General features: G+C 34.8%; 26 protein-coding genes. 20 read left to right on the top strand and 6 right to left on the bottom strand.

Going from position 1 to position 17918, the window contains the following annotated elements:
* Positions 1–148: 148 nt before the first annotated feature.
* The 12 genes from RUH74_RS20020 to RUH74_RS19965 all read left to right on the top strand — a co-directional run bounded on the left by RUH74_RS20020 (position 149) and on the right by RUH74_RS19965 (position 8173).
* Positions 149–499: a hypothetical protein gene (locus RUH74_RS20020; protein ID WP_313803257.1), complete on the top strand. Its 351-nt coding sequence runs from the start codon at positions 149–151 to the stop codon at positions 497–499.
* A gap of 48 nt (positions 500–547) precedes the next feature.
* A complete protein-coding gene (locus RUH74_RS20015; protein ID WP_313803255.1) occupies positions 548–2746 on the top strand; it encodes a tape measure protein in 2199 nt (732 codons plus the stop codon).
* A 2-nt stretch (positions 2747–2748) separates the two neighbouring features.
* Positions 2749–3417 (top strand): LysM peptidoglycan-binding domain-containing protein, encoded by a 669-nt coding sequence (locus tag RUH74_RS20010; protein WP_313803253.1) that lies wholly within the window; start codon positions 2749–2751, stop codon positions 3415–3417.
* A complete protein-coding gene (locus tag RUH74_RS20005) occupies positions 3414–4376 on the top strand; it encodes an XkdQ/YqbQ family protein (protein WP_313803251.1) in 963 nt (320 codons plus the stop codon). Before RUH74_RS20010 ends, RUH74_RS20005 begins: the two co-directional genes overlap by 4 nt.
* 1 nt (position 4377) lies before the next feature.
* Positions 4378–4728, top strand: a complete 351-nt coding sequence (locus RUH74_RS20000) for a DUF2577 domain-containing protein (RefSeq protein ID WP_313803300.1) — start codon at positions 4378–4380, stop codon at positions 4726–4728.
* Positions 4728–5132 carry a DUF2634 domain-containing protein gene (locus tag RUH74_RS19995; protein ID WP_313803249.1) on the top strand — a complete coding sequence of 135 codons (405 nt, stop codon included), beginning with the start codon at positions 4728–4730 and terminating at the stop codon, positions 5130–5132. The genes RUH74_RS20000 and RUH74_RS19995 overlap by 1 nt, the downstream gene beginning before the upstream one ends.
* Positions 5132–6214 carry a baseplate J/gp47 family protein gene (locus RUH74_RS19990; RefSeq protein WP_313803247.1) on the top strand — a complete coding sequence of 361 codons (1083 nt, stop codon included), beginning with the start codon at positions 5132–5134 and terminating at the stop codon, positions 6212–6214. The genes RUH74_RS19995 and RUH74_RS19990 overlap by 1 nt, the downstream gene beginning before the upstream one ends.
* On the top strand, positions 6207–6755 hold the full coding sequence (locus RUH74_RS19985; RefSeq protein WP_313803245.1) for a putative phage tail protein: 549 nt from the start codon (positions 6207–6209) through the stop codon (positions 6753–6755). Before RUH74_RS19990 ends, RUH74_RS19985 begins: the two co-directional genes overlap by 8 nt.
* A complete protein-coding gene (locus tag RUH74_RS19980; protein ID WP_313803243.1) occupies positions 6755–7426 on the top strand; it encodes a hypothetical protein in 672 nt (223 codons plus the stop codon). The genes RUH74_RS19985 and RUH74_RS19980 overlap by 1 nt, the downstream gene beginning before the upstream one ends.
* Positions 7427–7449: 23 nt before the next feature.
* On the top strand, positions 7450–7785 hold the full coding sequence (locus RUH74_RS19975) for a hypothetical protein (protein WP_313803241.1): 336 nt from the start codon (positions 7450–7452) through the stop codon (positions 7783–7785).
* A gap of 23 nt (positions 7786–7808) precedes the next feature.
* Positions 7809–7961: a hypothetical protein gene (locus tag RUH74_RS19970; RefSeq protein ID WP_313803239.1), complete on the top strand. Its 153-nt coding sequence runs from the start codon at positions 7809–7811 to the stop codon at positions 7959–7961.
* Positions 7962–8041: 80 nt separating this feature from the next.
* On the top strand, positions 8042–8173 hold the full coding sequence (locus RUH74_RS19965) for a hypothetical protein (protein ID WP_313803237.1): 132 nt from the start codon (positions 8042–8044) through the stop codon (positions 8171–8173).
* Here RUH74_RS19965 and RUH74_RS19960 read toward each other — a convergent pair.
* Positions 8158–8682 carry a YkgJ family cysteine cluster protein gene (locus RUH74_RS19960; protein ID WP_313803235.1) on the bottom strand — a complete coding sequence of 175 codons (525 nt, stop codon included), beginning with the start codon at positions 8680–8682 and terminating at the stop codon, positions 8158–8160. The two genes, RUH74_RS19965 and RUH74_RS19960, sit on opposite strands and share 16 nt — an antisense overlap.
* 158 nt (positions 8683–8840) lie before the next feature.
* Here RUH74_RS19960 and RUH74_RS19955 point away from each other — a divergent pair, with 158 nt between their 5' ends.
* Genes RUH74_RS19955 through RUH74_RS19945 form a run of 3 tightly spaced genes read left to right on the top strand, consistent with a single transcriptional unit; the run spans position 8841 to position 10235 of the window.
* A complete protein-coding gene (locus RUH74_RS19955; RefSeq protein ID WP_396230113.1) occupies positions 8841–9080 on the top strand; it encodes a hemolysin XhlA family protein in 240 nt (79 codons plus the stop codon).
* Positions 9081–9103: 23 nt separating this feature from the next.
* Positions 9104–9346: a phage holin gene (locus RUH74_RS19950; protein ID WP_313803233.1), complete on the top strand. Its 243-nt coding sequence runs from the start codon at positions 9104–9106 to the stop codon at positions 9344–9346.
* 46 nt (positions 9347–9392) lie between these two features.
* Positions 9393–10235, top strand: coding sequence for an N-acetylmuramoyl-L-alanine amidase family protein (locus RUH74_RS19945; protein ID WP_313803231.1), 843 nt, complete (start codon positions 9393–9395; stop codon positions 10233–10235).
* Positions 10236–10302: 67 nt separating this feature from the next.
* Here RUH74_RS19945 and RUH74_RS19940 read toward each other — a convergent pair whose 3' ends face one another.
* Positions 10303–10788 (bottom strand): JAB domain-containing protein, encoded by a 486-nt coding sequence (locus tag RUH74_RS19940; RefSeq protein ID WP_313803229.1) that lies wholly within the window; start codon positions 10786–10788, stop codon positions 10303–10305.
* 94 nt (positions 10789–10882) lie between these two features.
* Entirely contained in the window at positions 10883–11473 is a 591-nt protein-coding gene (locus RUH74_RS19935) for a helix-turn-helix domain-containing protein (RefSeq protein WP_313803227.1), read from the bottom strand.
* Between the two features lie 362 nt (positions 11474–11835).
* Between RUH74_RS19935 and RUH74_RS19930 the strand changes: the two genes are divergently transcribed.
* A complete protein-coding gene (locus RUH74_RS19930; RefSeq protein ID WP_313803225.1) occupies positions 11836–12507 on the top strand; it encodes a DUF3800 domain-containing protein in 672 nt (223 codons plus the stop codon).
* 358 nt (positions 12508–12865) lie between these two features.
* On the opposite strand, the gene RUH74_RS19925 is transcribed toward RUH74_RS19930, so the two are convergent.
* The gene (locus RUH74_RS19925; protein WP_313803224.1) at positions 12866–14131 is read right to left on the bottom strand and encodes a Y-family DNA polymerase; all 1266 of its coding nucleotides are present in this window, start codon (positions 14129–14131) and stop codon (positions 12866–12868) included.
* A gap of 11 nt (positions 14132–14142) precedes the next feature.
* Positions 14143–14472: a YolD-like family protein gene (locus tag RUH74_RS19920; RefSeq protein ID WP_313803222.1), complete on the bottom strand. Its 330-nt coding sequence runs from the start codon at positions 14470–14472 to the stop codon at positions 14143–14145.
* 320 nt (positions 14473–14792) lie between these two features.
* On the opposite strand from RUH74_RS19920, the gene RUH74_RS19915 reads away from it, so the two are divergent.
* Entirely contained in the window at positions 14793–15032 is a 240-nt protein-coding gene (locus RUH74_RS19915) for a YolD-like family protein (protein WP_313803220.1), read from the top strand.
* 32 nt (positions 15033–15064) lie between these two features.
* Here RUH74_RS19915 and RUH74_RS19910 read toward each other — a convergent pair whose 3' ends face one another.
* Entirely contained in the window at positions 15065–15262 is a 198-nt protein-coding gene (locus tag RUH74_RS19910) for a helix-turn-helix transcriptional regulator (protein ID WP_313803218.1), read from the bottom strand.
* Positions 15263–15514: 252 nt separating this feature from the next.
* On the opposite strand from RUH74_RS19910, the gene RUH74_RS19905 reads away from it, so the two are divergent.
* The 3 genes from RUH74_RS19905 to RUH74_RS19895 are packed head-to-tail and all read left to right on the top strand — an operon-like array spanning position 15515 to position 17746.
* Positions 15515–16813, top strand: a complete 1299-nt coding sequence (locus RUH74_RS19905; protein WP_313803216.1) for an FtsK/SpoIIIE domain-containing protein — start codon at positions 15515–15517, stop codon at positions 16811–16813.
* On the top strand, positions 16761–17330 hold the full coding sequence (locus RUH74_RS19900) for a replication-relaxation family protein (protein WP_313803214.1): 570 nt from the start codon (positions 16761–16763) through the stop codon (positions 17328–17330). The genes RUH74_RS19905 and RUH74_RS19900 overlap by 53 nt, the downstream gene beginning before the upstream one ends.
* Positions 17327–17746 carry a TrbC/VirB2 family protein gene (locus RUH74_RS19895; protein WP_313803212.1) on the top strand — a complete coding sequence of 140 codons (420 nt, stop codon included), beginning with the start codon at positions 17327–17329 and terminating at the stop codon, positions 17744–17746. Before RUH74_RS19900 ends, RUH74_RS19895 begins: the two co-directional genes overlap by 4 nt.
* Positions 17747–17918: the final 172 nt, after the last annotated feature.

The following is a 17918-nucleotide window of genomic DNA, read 5'->3' as shown; positions in this document are numbered from 1 at the left end:
GGGACAGGAAGTCTTAAACGTACTTGAATCTGTTGGGATAACAAAAGATATTGATATTAAACATGATGAGTTACTAGATAACGCTAACTTTGAAGGTGAAAAAGGCTATAGAGTTAAATCCAATGATGCTTCTAATATTATTCTCTATATGAATACAGACGAAACTATTAACATAATTAAATTCGGTGATAATATACTTTATGAGAAAAAGAATGTTGTAGCGAACTTAAAAGATTTTCTAGTAACAAGTGCAGAAAGATCTGATTTACAATATAAATGTCAAGAATCTATTAAAACATTACTAAAAGCACCATCTTCTGCAAAATTTCCTAACATAACAGAATGGAAATTTGGAAAACAAGATGGAGTAATTATGGTTCAAAGTTATGTAGATTCTCAAAATAGCTTTGGTGCAATGATCCGTTCTGAATTTCAATTTAAAATTCAAAATGATAAAGTCATTTCTTTAATATTTGAAGGAAAAGAATATATGGAATAAAACTAAAAGCACTCTTTTTGAGTGCTTTTTTTGATGGTGGTGAAATTATTGGCAACAATCAGAACCACAGTACAAATACAAGACAATATGTCACGAGCATTTCAATCAATGAATAATGCTATGAACATAGTTATTAATAGTTTTGAACAATTACAGAGACAATCTAGTAATGCTGTTAACACTAATAGTATTCAAACAGCAAGGCAAGAATTAGCAAGAGCTGAATCTGCATTTAATGAAATTGAAGAAGATATTAGGCGTGCTAACCAACAGCAACAAAATTTAAATAATAATATTAATCGAGGTACATCTGCAGCAAATGGATTATTATCAAAATTAGCTGCAGTGGTTACTACCTATCTTTCCCTTCAAGCTGGCAAATCGATAATTGATCTATCTGATCAATTGACCAATATCACAGCACGACTAAATATGGTTAATGATGGTTTACAAACTACAGCAGAATTACAACAGATGATTTATGACAGTGCCCAACGCTCTTACGGTTCCTATGCTGATACAGCTGATCTTGTAGGGAAATTGAGTATGAATGCTAAAGATGCATTTTCCTCCAACAGCGAAGCAATTGCATTTGCGGAATTACTGAATAAACAGTTTAGTATTGCTGGGACATCTGCAGATGGAATGAAAAATGCCACTATCCAGTTAACACAAGCGCTTGGAGGTGGGGTATTACGAGGACAAGAATTAAACAGTATTTTTGAACATGCTCCTAATATTATTCATACAATCGCGGAATATCTCGATGTTCCAATTGGTAAGATCAGAGAAATGGCAGCAGAAGGAATGCTCTCAGCCGATGTTGTAAAGAAAGCAATGTTTGCGGCTACTGATGAAATAAACGAGAAGTTCGATTCGATGCCTCTAACATTTGAGCAAATATGGACAAGTTTTAAAAATAAGGCATTGTGGGCTTTCCAACCAATTTTGCAAAAACTCAATGAAATAGCAAATAACGAGAAATTTCAAGGGACTGTAAATAGCATAGTTAATTCATTATATATTCTGTCTGATATTGCATTATCTACCATGTCAGTACTAATGACAATTGGGGGATTTGTTTATGAAAATTGGTCACTTATTTCACCTGTTATATGGGGCATTGTTGGAGCTTTAGGAGTCTATACAGGGGCAATAATTGCGAATAGCATTGTACAAGGGATAAACACATTAATACAAACAGCTCAAGCAATAGCAATTGCTGTTAAGACAAGAGCAACGATTGCAGATGCAGCTGCAACAAATCAATTAACAGTTGCACAGTGGGCTTTGAATAGTGCAATGTTAGCTAATCCAATCACTTGGGTTGTAGCACTGGTTATAGCACTTATTTCTGTGTTTTATTTAGCTATTGCAGTAATTAATAAATTTGCTGGAACATCAATCTCAGCTACAGGGATTATTGCAGGAGTCTTTTTCGCCTTGGGTGCATTTATTTTTAACATTGTTGCTTTTTTGTGGAATATTTTTGCTTCAATAGCAGAGTTTTTTGTAAATGTATGGAATCATCCGATGTATTCAGTTAAAAAATTATTTGTCAATCTTGTAACAAGCGTCCTCGATATGATAATTTCAATGACCAAAGGCTGGGATGGTTTTGCCACTAGTTTTGTGAATGCAATGATCTCAGCTGTAAATGGAGTAATAAAGGCGTGGAATTGGCTGGTAGACTTGTTACCAGAAAGTGTGACAAGTGCACTTGGCATTGGTAAAGGAACAGAGTTTTCACACAGAACTTCGATCACGAGTGATCTTGAAAGCCTAAAAACAGGTTTAAATAGCTGGGTTAGTGATGCTCCTGATGGTTACTGGGAAGCTCCAAAATTAGAAATGAAAAATATTGGTGCAGCTTTTTCTTCAGGATATGATAAAGGCGCAGCCTTCAGTGATAATGTAAAAGATGCATTCAATATGGATGAGTTAATGAACAATGCTCAAGCATTAGATCAAATTGCTGGGGCGCTCGATCAGGTTAATAGCGCTGGGGAAGATACAGCCGGAAACACTAAAAAAATGGCTGATTCCATGAAAGCTTCCGAGGAAGATCTTAAATACCTCCGTGACATAGCTGAGCGTGATGCTATTAACAGATTTACTACAGCTGAGGTTAAGGTTGATTTAACTAATCATAATAATGTTAACTCGGAATTGGATCTTGATGGTATCATAGATCGCTTTGGAGAAAAGCTAGTGGAAACATTGGATTCTGTTGCGGAAGGTGTATAACGATGGCATATAGCTTTTTATTTGATGATTTACTTTTTCCAATCCCTCCTTCTAAACTAGATATGAAGATAAAAAACAATAATACTACAATTACACTTATCAATGAAGGCGAAGTTAATTTGCTAAAAAAAGCTGGATTAACTGAGATTTCATTTGAAGTATTGTTACCTAATGTAAAGTATCCTTTTGCTGTCTATCCAGATGGATTTCAACCAGCGACATTCTATTTAGATAAACTTGAGAAATTAAAAATTGAAAGAAAACCTTTCCATTTTATCGTCTCTCGATTAAAAACGAGTGGCGATTTATTATTTGATAACGATATAAAGGTATCTCTTGAAGAATATACAATCAAAGAGAGTGCCGAACAAGGATTTGATGTAGTAGTATCAATCCAGCTTAAGCAATACCGAGAGTATGGTACGAAAGTAGTTGAAATTAAAAAGCCAACTGCTAAGTCAAAGCCAGTAGCTAAAACTACTAAGCAAAGGTCAACAACAAATGCTCCACCTCCCCCAAAGTCTCACAAAGTTGTTAAAGGTGATACCTTATGGTCGCTTTGTAAGAAGTATTATGGGAAAGTCACTAAAGCTATGACTGATGAGATAGCTGCTAAAAATGGTATACAGAATCCCAATCTCATTTTTCCTGGGCAGGTGATTAAGTTTTGAGTAATTATGAGTTAATTATCCAAAACGGATCTAAATTAATGATGCCTGCTGTAGAAGAAGGGATTGTATGGGAAACTGCTCGCAGGGGCGTTCCAGGAAAACTAACATTTAAGGTCGTGCAAGATAAAGAGTTAATTTTTGAAGAGGGTAATGCTGTTAGATTTAAAAAAGAGGGACAAAATGTTTTTTATGGTTTTATTTTCACTAAGAAACGTTCTAAAGATGGACTTATTAGTGTGACGGCTTATGACCAATTAAGGTATCTAAAAAACAAAGATACTTATGTCTATGAGAATAAAACTGCATCTGAATTTATCAAAATGGTTGCTGCGGATTTTAGAATTAACACTGGAACTATTGAAGATACTGGCTTTAAAATTGCTAGTCGAGTAGAGGATAACAAAGAGTTGTTCGAAATGTTTAAAAATGCACTAGATTTAACAATGGATAATACGAAAAAAATGTATATCCTCTATGATAATTTCGGAAAGTTAACCCTTAGAAACATAGAAAAAATGAAATTAGATGTTCTTATTGATGAAGAGACTGGTGAGAACTTTGATTATACTTCCTCAATCGATTCTAATACGTATAACAAGATTAAACTAGCATATGAGAATGAAAAGACAGGTAAGCGTGAGATTTACATTACAGAAGATGGTAACAATATAAACCGTTGGGGAGTACTTCAATTTTTCGAAACCATTAAAGAATCGACTAATGGAAAGTCAAAAGCAGATGCGCTGCTGTCTTTGTATAATCGTAAGACAAGAAATTTAAGTATAAAAAATGCATTTGGGAACATTTTTGTTCGTGGTGGAAACTTGGTAGTCGTTAGGTTAATTCTTGATGATATTAAAATTATGAACTATATGTTGGTTGAAAGTGTTAAACACACTTTTGAAGGAAGCAATCATTTTATGGATTTACAACTAGTTGGAGGCGATTTTATTGCGTGATATGAATAATATCGTTCAATCATTAAAAAAAGCAGCAGTAGACGCAATTCAGGCGGCTGATCCAACTGCAATACAATTTGGTCAAGTAACCGGTACATCACCATTAAAAATACTTGTCGAGCAAAAGAAAGAATTATCTATTGCCCAACTAATATTGACAAGAAATGTACGAGATTATGAGGTTGAAATGTCAGTAGATCATATGACGGAAGTAGCAGAAGGGCATTCACATGGATATAAGGGCAAAAAGAAATTTACTGTCCACAATGCTCTTAAAGTAGGGGATAGTGTTATTCTCCTTAAAATGCAAGGTGGTCAAAAATATTTAGTGATAGATAAAGAGGTGGTTTAGTGATTCCTCAAGTTAACGATGGTCTAGTGGCTGATTTTGAAGAGGCTACACCGCCACCTACTAAAAACTATAAAATATATATCAATAAAAATCGCTGTTTAGGCTTCGTTAATGAAATCGAAGCATTGAAACAAGCGATTTTTTTAATGCTTTCAATTGAGCGTTATGATCACATCATTTATTCATGGAATTTTGGTGTGGAATTGAAAGATTTATTTGGAAGGCCAACAGCTTATGTTTTACCTGAGATAAAGCGACGTATTACTGAATGCCTTACTCAGGATGACCGAATAGACACTGTCGATAACTTTGTATTTGACGTTCGAAAAAAGAAGGTTCTTGTGACCTTTACTGTCAATAGCATCTATGGAGAAATTGAAGCTGAGAAGGAGGTGGAAATTTAATGACTGAACCTCTAAATTTAGATATCACATACGAGGATTTAATGGCTCAAAAGCTTGCTGGTGTGGATCCATCCCTTGATACACGAGAAGGGACATCTCTTATTTATAATGCTACAGCAGCAAATAGTATTGAAATAATCCAAATGCTATTTACTCTTAAAAATCAGATCGATTTAGTGTTTGCAGACACTGCCCCTCGTGAATATCTAATTAGACGTGCAGCAGAACGAGGAAAGAAACCATATAAGGCAACAAACGCACGGCTTAAAGGTGTTTTTAATATCGATGTTCCAATTGGTAGCCGTTTTTCATTAGATGAGTTGAATTATGTAGTGATCGAGAAAATTGAACTTGGAAAATTTGTATTAGAATGCGAAACAGCTGGGAGTATTGGGAATTTATTTTTAGGTCCCATAATCCCAATTGAATATATTGAGGGTTTAACAAGTGCAGAATTAACGGATGTGCTTATACCAGGTGAGGATGAAGAGGACACAGAAGCTTTTCGTACTCGTTATTTTAATAGTTTTGATTCCACTGCTTTTGGAGGTAACAGAAAAGATTATAAAGACAAAGTCAGTGCACTCCAAGGTGTTGGTGGTGTTCGGGTTTATCGAGCATGGAATGGTGGAGGTACTGTTAAACTGGTAATCATTAATTCACAATATGAAAAACCATCTCAGGCTTTAGTTGATTCTGTACAAGAAGCTGTAGACCCCTTGTCAGCTCAAGGTGAAGGAGTTGGGATTGCACCGATCGATCATATTGTTACGGTATTCCAAGTAGGGGAAACCTCAATTGATGTAACTCTTAATATCACTTACCAAGATGGATGGACATGGCCTGATATTGAATCGAATGTACTTCATACAATTGACAACTATTTCAATGAATTAGCAAAAGAATGGGCCGAATCTGATGATGATTACACTGGAGTGGTAGTAAGGATCTCGCAAATAGAAACACGGCTTCTTGGAGTAGATGGTGTCCTTGATATCGCTAATACAATGTTGAATGGTGTACAATCAAACATTGCTCTTGATCAAGAGTCGATACCAAAAAGGGGGGGAGTAAGTGGCTAGAGATGTTGATATTTTAAGTTATTTACCATCTATTTTACGTGATATTAAAGAATTAATTGAGATTGCACAGGTTGAAAAACCAGCGTTAGAAGCAATATGGAAGAATATTGAAAATGCACTAAATAATCAGTTCGTTGTATCTGCAAATGAATCTGGCTTAAGTAGATATGAAAAGATGTTGAAAATAAGCAGTCCTGCTACAGATTCCATCGAAACTCGGCGTTTCCGAATATTAACTCGGTACCAAGAACAAGCTCCATATACATGGAAACTTTTAAAACAATTACTTGATAACTTGTTAGGAGAAGGACAGTACGAGTTAAAAAGAGATGTTGCAACTAAAACAATTTCTGTAAAGATTGAATTGACTGTTAAAGGACAATTCGATGCAGTAGTAGTTATGCTTGAGCGAATTACCCCGCAAAACATGGTCTTAGATGTGCAATTACGTTACAACCAACATATTACTTTAGCAAAATTCACACATGAACAGCTTGCACTTTATACACATGAGCAATTAAGAAGTGAGGTGTTAATTTAATGAGTACCACGACACCCAATTACAATTTAATTAAGCCCGGACAAAAAGAATTTTATGATGTATCTGTACCTAATGCAAATATGGATATCTTAGATGGAGTATTAAAGACATTACAAGATGCTATAAACTCTGGTGCAACAGAGCAAGAGATTGCAGAGATACGTCAGGAACTTGCTGCGCATTTGGCTGATAAAGCGAATCCTCATGGAGTTACAAAAACACAAGTCGGGTTGGGAAACGTAGATAATGTCAAACAAATCCCTGTTAATGAAAAAGGCGCTGCAAATGGCATCGCTACCTTAGATGCGTCTAAAAAAATACCGACTAATCAAATACCAGACCTTACAAGTTTAGGGGTTATCAAGTCTGCGGATGGTATGTATATTGGCGACTCTAACACATCTGGATCATTGTCTTTTAGATTTATTAATGTAGGGTTTACACCTAAGTTAGTTTTCTTAACTAAAATAAGGCCTAGCGACAACATTCTTATAAAAAGCGCCTATATTTTTAGAGATGTGCTGAATACAGGTCAAGACTTTCTACCAACAAGGTCAAATGAACCATTTGGGGTTACGACTAATGGTTTTAACATTGGAAATAGATCTTTTGTAGAAGGGGAAACCTGGAATCTGAAGGACGGTACGTATCATTGGACAGCGATAGGTTAATAAAAAAGTGGGGTGAAGCATAGATGCACATAATAATCTATCGGAAATCAAATGGCCAACCGTTATTACAGGAAACAATATCTTCTTTTTTCACAGTTGAAAAAGAAAAATACGACACTACTTATAACTACGAACGTGTTGTAAAAAATCATGGAGGGACGAAAGAAGATTACACTGAGGCTTGGCTTGAAGATGATGAAATCGTCAAAAAAACAATTACACACGAATTTACTGTTGTAAATGGTGAGATTATTTTCGGTAACGAGAAGGTTTTCGAAGAACTGCCAAAAGAACCATCAGTGGATGACTATTTACTAGATTTGGATTATCGCTTATCGACAGTGGAACTAGGTTTATAAAATGAAAATTTGGAGGAGTCAAAATGAACACGTACACTTTATGTAAAAAGGTTATTGCTAATGGTACTTATGGAACAAAGGAAGAAATGCTGACAAAGATGGACGTTTTTCTTTTAAATAATCGAATCAGCCAAGAGCAATACAATGAATTGAATGATTTGTTGACAGTTGCTTAATAGACTTTTGGATGATAATGCGTAGTAACTAACACCTTAATTTGGTGTATTTATTTACTTTAATAAGGTGGGGAAGCATCATGGGGAATAAAACCGATCAAATAGTGAAAGAAACGGCTAATGTTAAAAAAGCCGTTTCCTTTAGAATTGTAGAAGAATACAATAAAAAATCACCTGTGGCTATAAATATAAAAAGTTACTTTGCAAAATAACTATTTAATAATTCTGTAGCTTTCTTTTCAGGTTCTTCTAACAGGTTGTTAGAAATCACCCAATTATTTATTAAAAGATAACTTCTTTTTTCGAGAAAGTTATTTAATTCAATAAAGTTTTCAGTTGAATTAAAGTTCATGTTAGGTTCCGAAACAACTGTTTTGAAATTACAATCATCAGTTGTCATGGAATATATTATTTTCCCATCATTACGATAGACTGCTTGAAATGGAGTATACTTACAATTGAATGGTCTAACCTTATGAATAAGACATTTGGATTCAGTTCTAAATGGACAAAGTTTGTTATGCTTAAAATTTTCTAATAGTTTATCATAGTCATCTTTAGGAATTTCATCTAGATATTCAATAACATCTTGCCACTCCTTGTCAGAAAAACTAGGATTAGCTCCAATGCAACACTTTCCTTTGTTTTTACATGGATGGCATTTATTCCAATATGGATCTTTAGTTCTTAATTGTTGAATTAAATTATCTAGTTCAACCATTGCTTTTAGAATAGTAAACACCTCCTTTCTGGTAAATATATTAATAGATTACTAAAATAACCAAAAACAGAAAAGCTTTAGGATGATAATACGCAACAACTAGCACCTTGAAATGGGTGTATTTTTTATGCCTTCATGACCTTAGTTACCTCGAACCGATCGAGGTTATTTTTTATGAGAGAAGGTTGATTAAAATGGATCAACGGGTTTCAAAATTGGAAATAGATATGACAGATGTTAAAACACGTCTTGCTGTAGCTGAAGCAAGTCTGAAAGATGTAAAAGAAGACATTCGTTCAATCAAGGATGATACTAAATGGTTACGTCGGGCAATTACTAATGCGCTGATTGTAGGAATAATCGGTGGCGCAGTAGCAATATTTTATACAGCATTTTAAGCAAATTAAAGGAGGAAATTAAAATGAATAAAGATATTTTCACGCTACTTGGAGGGTTCTTAACAGCCGTCCTTTTATTTTTGGGTACAATCGGAATATCATTTGATTGGTTTACACAGGAGAGTATCAATGCCTTTGTAATTATGGTTGGTGCCTTTGTAGCTTTAGTAATCAACCTATATGCAATCTGGAAAAATACTTATACATCTAAAAAAGCACAATTGCAAAAGAAAACATTGCAAGCACAGGGATTAATGAAAAAGTAAAGACTGCCTCTGGGCGGCTTTTTTATTATGGAAGGAGAGTAATAACATGGTTAAACTCTTTATCGATCCAGGACACGGAGGAACTGATCCAGGGGCGGTTGGAAATGGCTTACGAGAGAAGGATTTAACATTACAAATCTCAAAAAGAATCAGGGATTTGCTTGAGGGTTATGAAAATATACAAGTTAAATTAAGTAGGGAGGGCGATCAAACTTTATCCTTAAAACAACGCACTGACATGGCAAATTCATGGGGAGCAGATTTATTTTTGTCCGTCCACATTAATGCAGGTGGTGGTACAGGTTATGAGGATTTTAGACACTCATCTCAGTCGCCTAACTCAGTGTCAGGAATTGTACAGGCTGCTATCCATGAAGGTGTAATGAATGAGATTAAGTACTTTGTTGTAAAGGATCGTGGGACAAAATCAGCTAACTACCATGTGCTGAGAGAGTCACGAATGCCAGCTGTGTTGTCTGAGACCCTATTTATAGACAAATCATCAGATGCAGCTTTACTAAAAGATGAAAACTTTTTAAATACGGTTGCTCTTGGTCATGTCAATGGAATTGTTAAGGCATATAATTTAAAAACAAAAGGACCCGAAAAGCTAATGTGGGGAAAAACTGAGTTTAAGAAAGGGCAAATTGGTCGAGTAACAATCCTGAAACCAATAAATTTATGGAAAGATAGTAAAGATGGGAAACTAGAATTTACGGGTAGAGTATTGGAACCTGGTGAAGAATTTAGAGTGTATGGATTTCGTGATAAACACGGCGGCCAGTATGATGTCGGCGGCGGTCAATGGGTTACTAAGATGGATGGCTATATTAAATATGAGACTCCATCTAAGGCTCTCTTAGCACAGGCGGCAGAATTTTATAAGTAATGATAAATGCCCTTCTTTTAATTAAGAGGGGCTACGATTTTAGTACAATCCAATATAGATTGATTTATTACAAATGAAACATTTTGCTGGAAGGGTAAATATAATCTTTAACAATGCTTGTATAATCTCCAGTTTGGGTTACTATAATGTGGTCTTGTAAAGGGATATCAAAAATTTCTCCAGCTTTGATTAATTTCTTCGTGAGGATTATATCTTCTGGGGATGGAGTAGCATCACAGGAAGGGTGGTTATGAGCGACAATAAAAGTAGAAGCATTGTTTAATAAGCAGGTTTTGAAGATGTCACCTATTGAAACATTTACAGTATTTACAGTTCCTACATGACAACGATGTATTGCAGTTATCTTCAAATTAGCATTTAAACAGATAATTAAAAACACCTCGCGATCATCATTTCCGATATGTCTTCTTATAAAACTTGCTGATTTAGCAGGGGAATCGATTTTCTCCAATTGCTTTATTTGTTTCTTTCTAATTATTTGTTTGATCTTTACAACTTCGAACAAAGTTTGAGTTTTTGTTTTCCCTGTCATTAAAAAATCCCTCCTTTTTTTATCTATTAGGCAAATAGGAGAATAGTCCTTGTGGCGAATTTGTGAAAATCATTTCCAGTTGAAGGGGCAATTCTTAAATATGCTTCCATGTTTTTCGTAAAACAACATCTGATATAGTAGGACGCTTAACATTATATTTATTTGCAAGGTAATATTGTGCCTGCGTTTTGGTGTGTCCAATTTCTAGCATTTTCCCGTATTCTTCTCGAATCTTAAGTACCATTTCTTGTGTAAGCTTCACACTATTATTTAGTTCCCCTAGCTGTTTTTCTCTTAATTTTGTCCTGTACTCATTATTTGTTCGTAGTTGACAGGATTCTTTAATATTCCTAGTCCCTTTAGAAAACTTATTGAGATAACCTATAACAAAATTAGGTTCCACTCCTAATCTCTTCGCTATTTGGCGTGTGGACATTAGCTGATCATAATACATGATTTCAATTTCTTTACCTAGTCTATCTACTTTATTTACATACTCGATTTTACTAGGTCGCAACCCGTTACCATATTGCTTTAGTAAATTACTTACAGTCATTGGTGACATTTTTAGTGCTTTAGCTATTGTTTGGACAGATTGTTGGTAGTCATTGTATAGAGTAAGTACTTGGGGTAGTTTTTGAAGTGTTTTCTGAGTGAATTTTGATCGTATAGGTGATTCATTCATAAAAAATCCCCTCCTAAACCTTTTAATTAGGCAAATAGGAGGGGGAGTCCTTGTGACGGTATTGTGAAACTATTTTTTGTTAATAGGTGGATATCATTGTCAATGTCAATCAATTTATTTTTCTATTATTTATATCATAGGATTTACTTTTAAAAAACTATTAACTATAATAAATCCTTATATCTTCATGTAGTTTAGAATTATTTACTAACGCATATAATATAAATTGATAAATATTTTTTTGGGTATTCCTCTATTGACCGGTAAGAGAGTTTAATAGAGAAATTACCCATGATATAATTATTTCATTATACACAAGAAACGAATACAGAAAAGAAAAGTGAAAGGGATTGTTCTCAAATATGGGTGACAAAATGATATTAAATTTTGATGAATCAGGTAACTTTGGCAAAAAGGGAAGATTTTTCACTATAGCTTGTGTGGGGATGGAAAACACTAAACCACTTAGTAATGTCATGAAAAAGGCAGTACTAAAAACTAAAACTGTATTCCCTGAATTTAAGGATTGTATTGAAATTAAAGCAAGTGATGCGTATCCTCCTATTAAAGACTATTTTCTTAAAAAGATTGCTTCCAAGGATCTTAGCATCCGATATATAGTAGCAGATTTACATCATGTAAAAAGGCAACTTCTAGAAGACGAGAATTTACTCTATAATTATATGTTGAAATTTGTTATTGAACCAGTAGCTGTAAATAGAAAACTGAAGAAATTGATCATAAATCTTGATAAAAGATCTATAAAAGTTAAGTCTGCCAATTCTTTTGAGGGATATATTAAGATTAGGTTAAATTATGAATTAGGCTTAGATATCGATATTGAAGTAAATTATGTAGAATCACATAATTCTTATGCTATTCAAGCTGCTGATTTTGTTGCAAATGCAGTTAATGCTAAATATGAATATGGAGATAAACACAGATATTACTATGATCTTTTAGAAGGAAAGTATGTTCAAAGAGAGTTATTTCCTAGGCAGTACTTTGGACAGAATAAAGTTGTTAGTTTTTGAGTGTATTACAAGTGAATTACTCTTTTTTGTTTACATTGGTAACAGAGTATTGTATTATAAAAACATCATATACGGCGTAAGTAAACCCTATAAATTCGTGTGACAATATAAACACATAAACTGCCTGTATGGTAGTCGAACTATAGGTTTTACGCCTGTCACCCAAAAAAAAATTGACCAAAGGTATTATTGGTCTTTTTTTGTGCATAATATTAGTTATTAAGATAGAGTAAGACCTATAATAACGTGTGTAACCACTAAACACATAAGCAGTCTGTATTGGCAGCCGTTATATAGGCATCTATCTAAAGATAAAGCCCACTCTAAACAGAGTAGGGCTTTTATTTTTTATTAAATTTTAACACTTATGTCCTCCAACTAACTTACTCCGATGCAAAGCAGTACCAGCACCTGTAAAAGACACAGCCCTCAAAATAGAAGCTGCACCGTATTTATTTCTTATCTGATCAACCACATACCCAATTTCACGCTTTTTCCACCCATCCAGTTCAAATAAATCAAGTTGCATCTCATAATCATCAACCAATTTTGTTATAGATATTGAAATAGATCGTACAGTTTGCCCGCGATAATTCTCCTTCATCAACTGCAGGCAGACATTATAAATATCCATCGTAACATTTGTCGGAGTTTCAATTGTTCTCGATCGATGGAATCCGCCACCAAATTCATCTTTACTGTAACCTAATCCAAATGAAATTGTTCTTCCGGCTTTTCTTGCATCTCGTGCTCTTTTCGCTACTTCCTCGCACATTTCTAAGACAACAGCTTTGATTTCGTGCTCCTCTTTATAGTCTCTCATTAATATTTGGCTTTTTCCAAAGCTGATTTGCCCTTCCATGATCGGTGCTCCAATTTCCGACAAATCAACACCCCAAGCGTGGTGGTACAATTGGTTACCCATTATCCCAAATTTCTTTTCAAGAAGTTCTAGGGGATAATTAGCAAGCTGGCCAACATTATATATCCCCATTCCATGCAGCGTTTTTTCCACACGCCTTCCAATGCCCCACATTTCCGATAATGGGCTTATAGACCATAACTTTTTTGGGATATCCTCGTATGTCCATTTGGCGATACCATTCGGTGCTTTTTTAGATTCAAGATCTAGAGCTAACTTAGCCATTAACATATTTGGTCCGATTCCAACAGTACATGGTAATCCAAAATTGTGCTGAATATCCGACTGAATTTTTGCGGCAATTGTTTCCGGATCTCCCCATATTTTCTCAAGTCCTTTTACATTAAGGAATGATTCATCCACACTATAGGTATGCACTGCATTCGGTGGAACATATCGATAAAAAAGCTTTGAGATTTCTGTAGAGACTTTTATAAACAAGCCCATTTTAGGATTAACAATCTTTATTCTAGGATCATTCGGTAATTCATAAAGGCGATTTGTTGTTTTTATCCCAAATTCTTTCTTTAATCGTGGTGATGCAGCAAGCACGACACTTCCTGGTCTGTCAGTACTACCTACAACCGCAAGATAGCATGTTAATGGGTCCAATCCTAAGTCAACAGCTGCCACGCTTGCGTAAAAGCTTTTCATATCGATGCATAAAATTTCTCTCTCTGGAAATTGGGAGTAGTCAATCATGATGTATTACCTCACTCTGGTTGTATATTAACTAAATTACTGAAGGGGATATGATGAAAATAACCTTTATCATCTTGAAGAATTATTTGGCTCTTCATGGTGTTAATATAGTGGACAGTACCCCGTAATGTATTTGTAAAGCCGTTATCAAACACTTCTACGTTCAAGGTTTCGTTAGATTCCATTGCTTCACAAATAATCAGTTCAAATTCTTCTATTGCTTGTTCATCTAATATAGGTTGTTCAATTCGTTGTTCATCCACTAGTGCATTTTTCAAACTCTGTACATGCTCAGGTAGCATCATTGAAGTCCACTTTATGGTTCCGCGGTCTTTTATCATTAAATCCATCTCCTTTTCATATATTATATGCGAACATTAGTTCTTTATTCAACTTGAAATCGAATAAATGTTCGTATAAAATAAAGGTAAAGGAGATCAGATTGATGAGAAGCTTATTATTAAAGGCGGCAGCAAATGGCGCATTATTAGAAATACCAGGACTGTAAGGGGAATATAAGTCAGCGTAGAATTAAGGTGTTATCAGTAAATGAGGAGTCATTTAAAGCTTATTGCTACATTAGAAAGCAGCAGAGGACCTTTAAAATAAGTAACATCTTATCAGTCGGGCCAGTAAGAAACCTAAGGAGAGGTGCATAACAATGGCTAAAGTTAAGAGAAAAAGACCAACAAGGGATGAATTCGAACTAGAAGAGATTGGGAATACACTTGTAGAGGCATACGATGAAAAAACAGAGGTAATTTTAAATGTCTGGGAAAAGGAAGATGTTCAAGGGCATATTGTTAAAATGGATAGCCGCACAAGATTAATTCATATCGAAAAGGATTCAAACATTACTAAAGTTCCGTTTATGGACATAATGAAAGTTTCTGTACTATAGAGTGAAGCTCCTCTCATTTGAGAAGAGCTTTTTTATTTCACAAATTCTCCCCATAAATTTTCCACTGTATCATTAAGTACTCTTGCAATTCTTATAGCTGCAGGCAGTGAGGGTAGCGATTCTCCTCTAACAATAAGACTATACGCCCCAGGTGTAAGTTTGGCTTTATTAGCAATAAAAGCTTGTTTAACTCCAGTTTCCTTATGGTATTTCTGCAACTTTGTCTCCATAAATATCACCTCACTTTAAAATTCTGCAAAAAAAATGCTTGTCCTCTAAACTTTTTAGTTTTAGGACAAACATACACCACATATCATTTACCATTCAGCAAGATATTCGCGTATATCTTCGTTCCCAGATTCGTTACATGAACACATAAGCGAATTTAACAATTGCACAAATGCCAAGGGGGTGAACAGAGATTTATCTATTCGTTTTTAGCGAAACTATTTATTACTAAATAATAAATAAGGGGTGATGAAATGATTTTTGAAATTTTATCTACTTCCGCAGCTGCAGTGTTAGTCGGGTTCAGCTATTTGAAACGATCAGAATTAGACGATGGGGAAAAGATTAAAAAAATTGCATTGAATTGTGGGCTATATGTAAAGGAAGGAAAGGAAATTAGAACCATGCAACTATATCGTAAGAAAAAGCATGAATGGGGAATGGAATATGTCTATCGAATCCCATTAGGCATGTCCTTAACAGATTTTGAAAAGAAAATGGAGCATTTTAGAGATGGTCTTAATAACAGGAAAAATCCAATAAAATTCAAATCCTTTTTGTACCTGAATTTCAGAGAAAATCTTATACCTCAAATCCAAAAAATATTAAGAGATCGTTACGTATCTGATAAAGATGTCGAGCTGAAATATGATGGAATGCTGCATGTTAAAGTTTTAGATAGACATATTCCGAAAAAGATTAATTTCCATGCAAATATGCTAGGTGAGTGCATTGATTGGGAGATTCCACTCGGAGAAACCAGATATGGCTTTATAAATCATGATATGGAACGAGGTCATATCACATTAGCAGGTGCTACAAGGAAAGGGAAAACAGTTTTTTTAAAGCTTATTATCACATCGGTAATACATCAGCAACCTGATAATATAAAGCTTACACTCATTGATTTAAAAGGAGGCTTAGCATTTACCCGTTTTAAAAATGTTAAACAAGTACTGGAAGTGGCCACAAATATAGACGAAGCGTTATCAGCTCTGCAAAAGGTTAAAAATGAGATGGATCAAATGAAAGGATGGTTTGATAAGAATGGATCCGAAGACATTAAAGAAGCTGGGGTTGATACTAGACATTTCATTATTGTTGATGAAGCAGCACAGATCTCGCCAAACATCATCACGGGGAAAGAAGAGAAGGAAAAAGCCCGCAAATGTGAAGAAGCGCTCTCGGAAATAGCAAGAATTGGTGCAGGGTTAGGTTATCGATTAATTTATTGTAGCCAATATCCCACAGCTGACGTGATGAATAAACAGATTAAGCAGAATTGCGATACAGTAATTACTTATAAGTTAAGGGATGCCGTTGCTTCACGAGTAGTTCTTGATGAGTCAGGCGCGGAAAAACTAGAAGTGCCTGGTCGTGCAATTTATAAAACTCCAGATGGTGTGCAGCTAGTTCAAACTCCTTTTATTGAAAATGAACAAATAGAGAAGATTATAGATACTCATATCATCATCAAAACACGAAAGGAGGAGATAAAAATTGAAAAGACAGCAAAGAGTGGAGGAAGTACTTTTAAGCTTGAAGAAGTGTGATTTTTTATCGAGAGAGCAACTTCAAAAAATGCATAAACTTGGGCAAGAGAGAAACGCTCAACGAATTCTTAGCAATATGAGTGAATACTTATCACATTTTCTAGAAAATAAAAAGAAGATTTACTATTTAAATGCTGCTGGCCGAGAAATAGTGCAAGCTGAAAAAATTAGAAAGAAAACGCCCCAAGTAGTTCATTATTTAATGCGTAATGATCTGTACATTGCGAAAGGTAGACCATCCACTTGGCAAAATGAAGTAAAGATAACCGTTAACGAGATTTCCCTCATAGCAGATGCAGTCTTCATCTCTAATAAACTCCACATTTTTATTGAAATTGATTTCAAACAATCCATGTCAAAAAACATTCAAAAAATCAAAAGATATAAGAAGTTATCCACATATAATCCACAATTTGTACTAATGTGGGTGACAACAACCCCTTATCGAAAGAAAAAGCTTCACCAGTTATGTGAAGGCCTGAAAACACAAATCTACCTATGGGAGGACTTAAAATGAATGTGCAAATAATGTCTATTAATGAATTTATGGCCGGAAACTATATAAATAGAAGGAAACAGAAAAAGGTTAGTAAATTGGTTAGAAGAATCGGAACATCTATCACAGTACCATTGATCATGGCAAAACCAGCTTTTGCCGCCACTACAGAAGCAGTTCCAGCGACAGCAAAAGAATGGATGGGTGAGCAAACACTATCAGCATTAGCACATGTGTTGGATCCTGTAGTAGATATATTAGTTGCATTAGCTTTTCCAGTGGCTAGTGTAGTAATTGTTGGTGCATGTTTTCTATTTATGTTTGGAAGCGCGGAGAGAGCATGGACCATGATTCAAAATGCTGGATTAGGCTATGTACTTATTCAAGTTTCTCCGTTAATATTGAATGTATTAAAGCAAGTTGGAAATGCTGTATAAAATTAGATTCTTTATTTTATAGTGTCCTAGTTTTGACCTAGTATTTGTATTACACTATTCTATTATATTTATGCTAATGAGAGTAAATCATTGTTAAATAAGGTTTTGTTTTATTGTATTTTATCAATTTTAGGGTTAATTAATGTGGGTTCGATTCCTGCCGAGGGCGCTA

Source organism: Cytobacillus sp. (assembly GCF_032154635.1).
GTDB lineage: Bacteria > Bacillota > Bacilli > Bacillales > Cytobacillaceae > Cytobacillus.
Note: the sequence above shows the minus strand (reverse complement) of the source record. Positions and strands in the feature narration are given on the sequence as shown.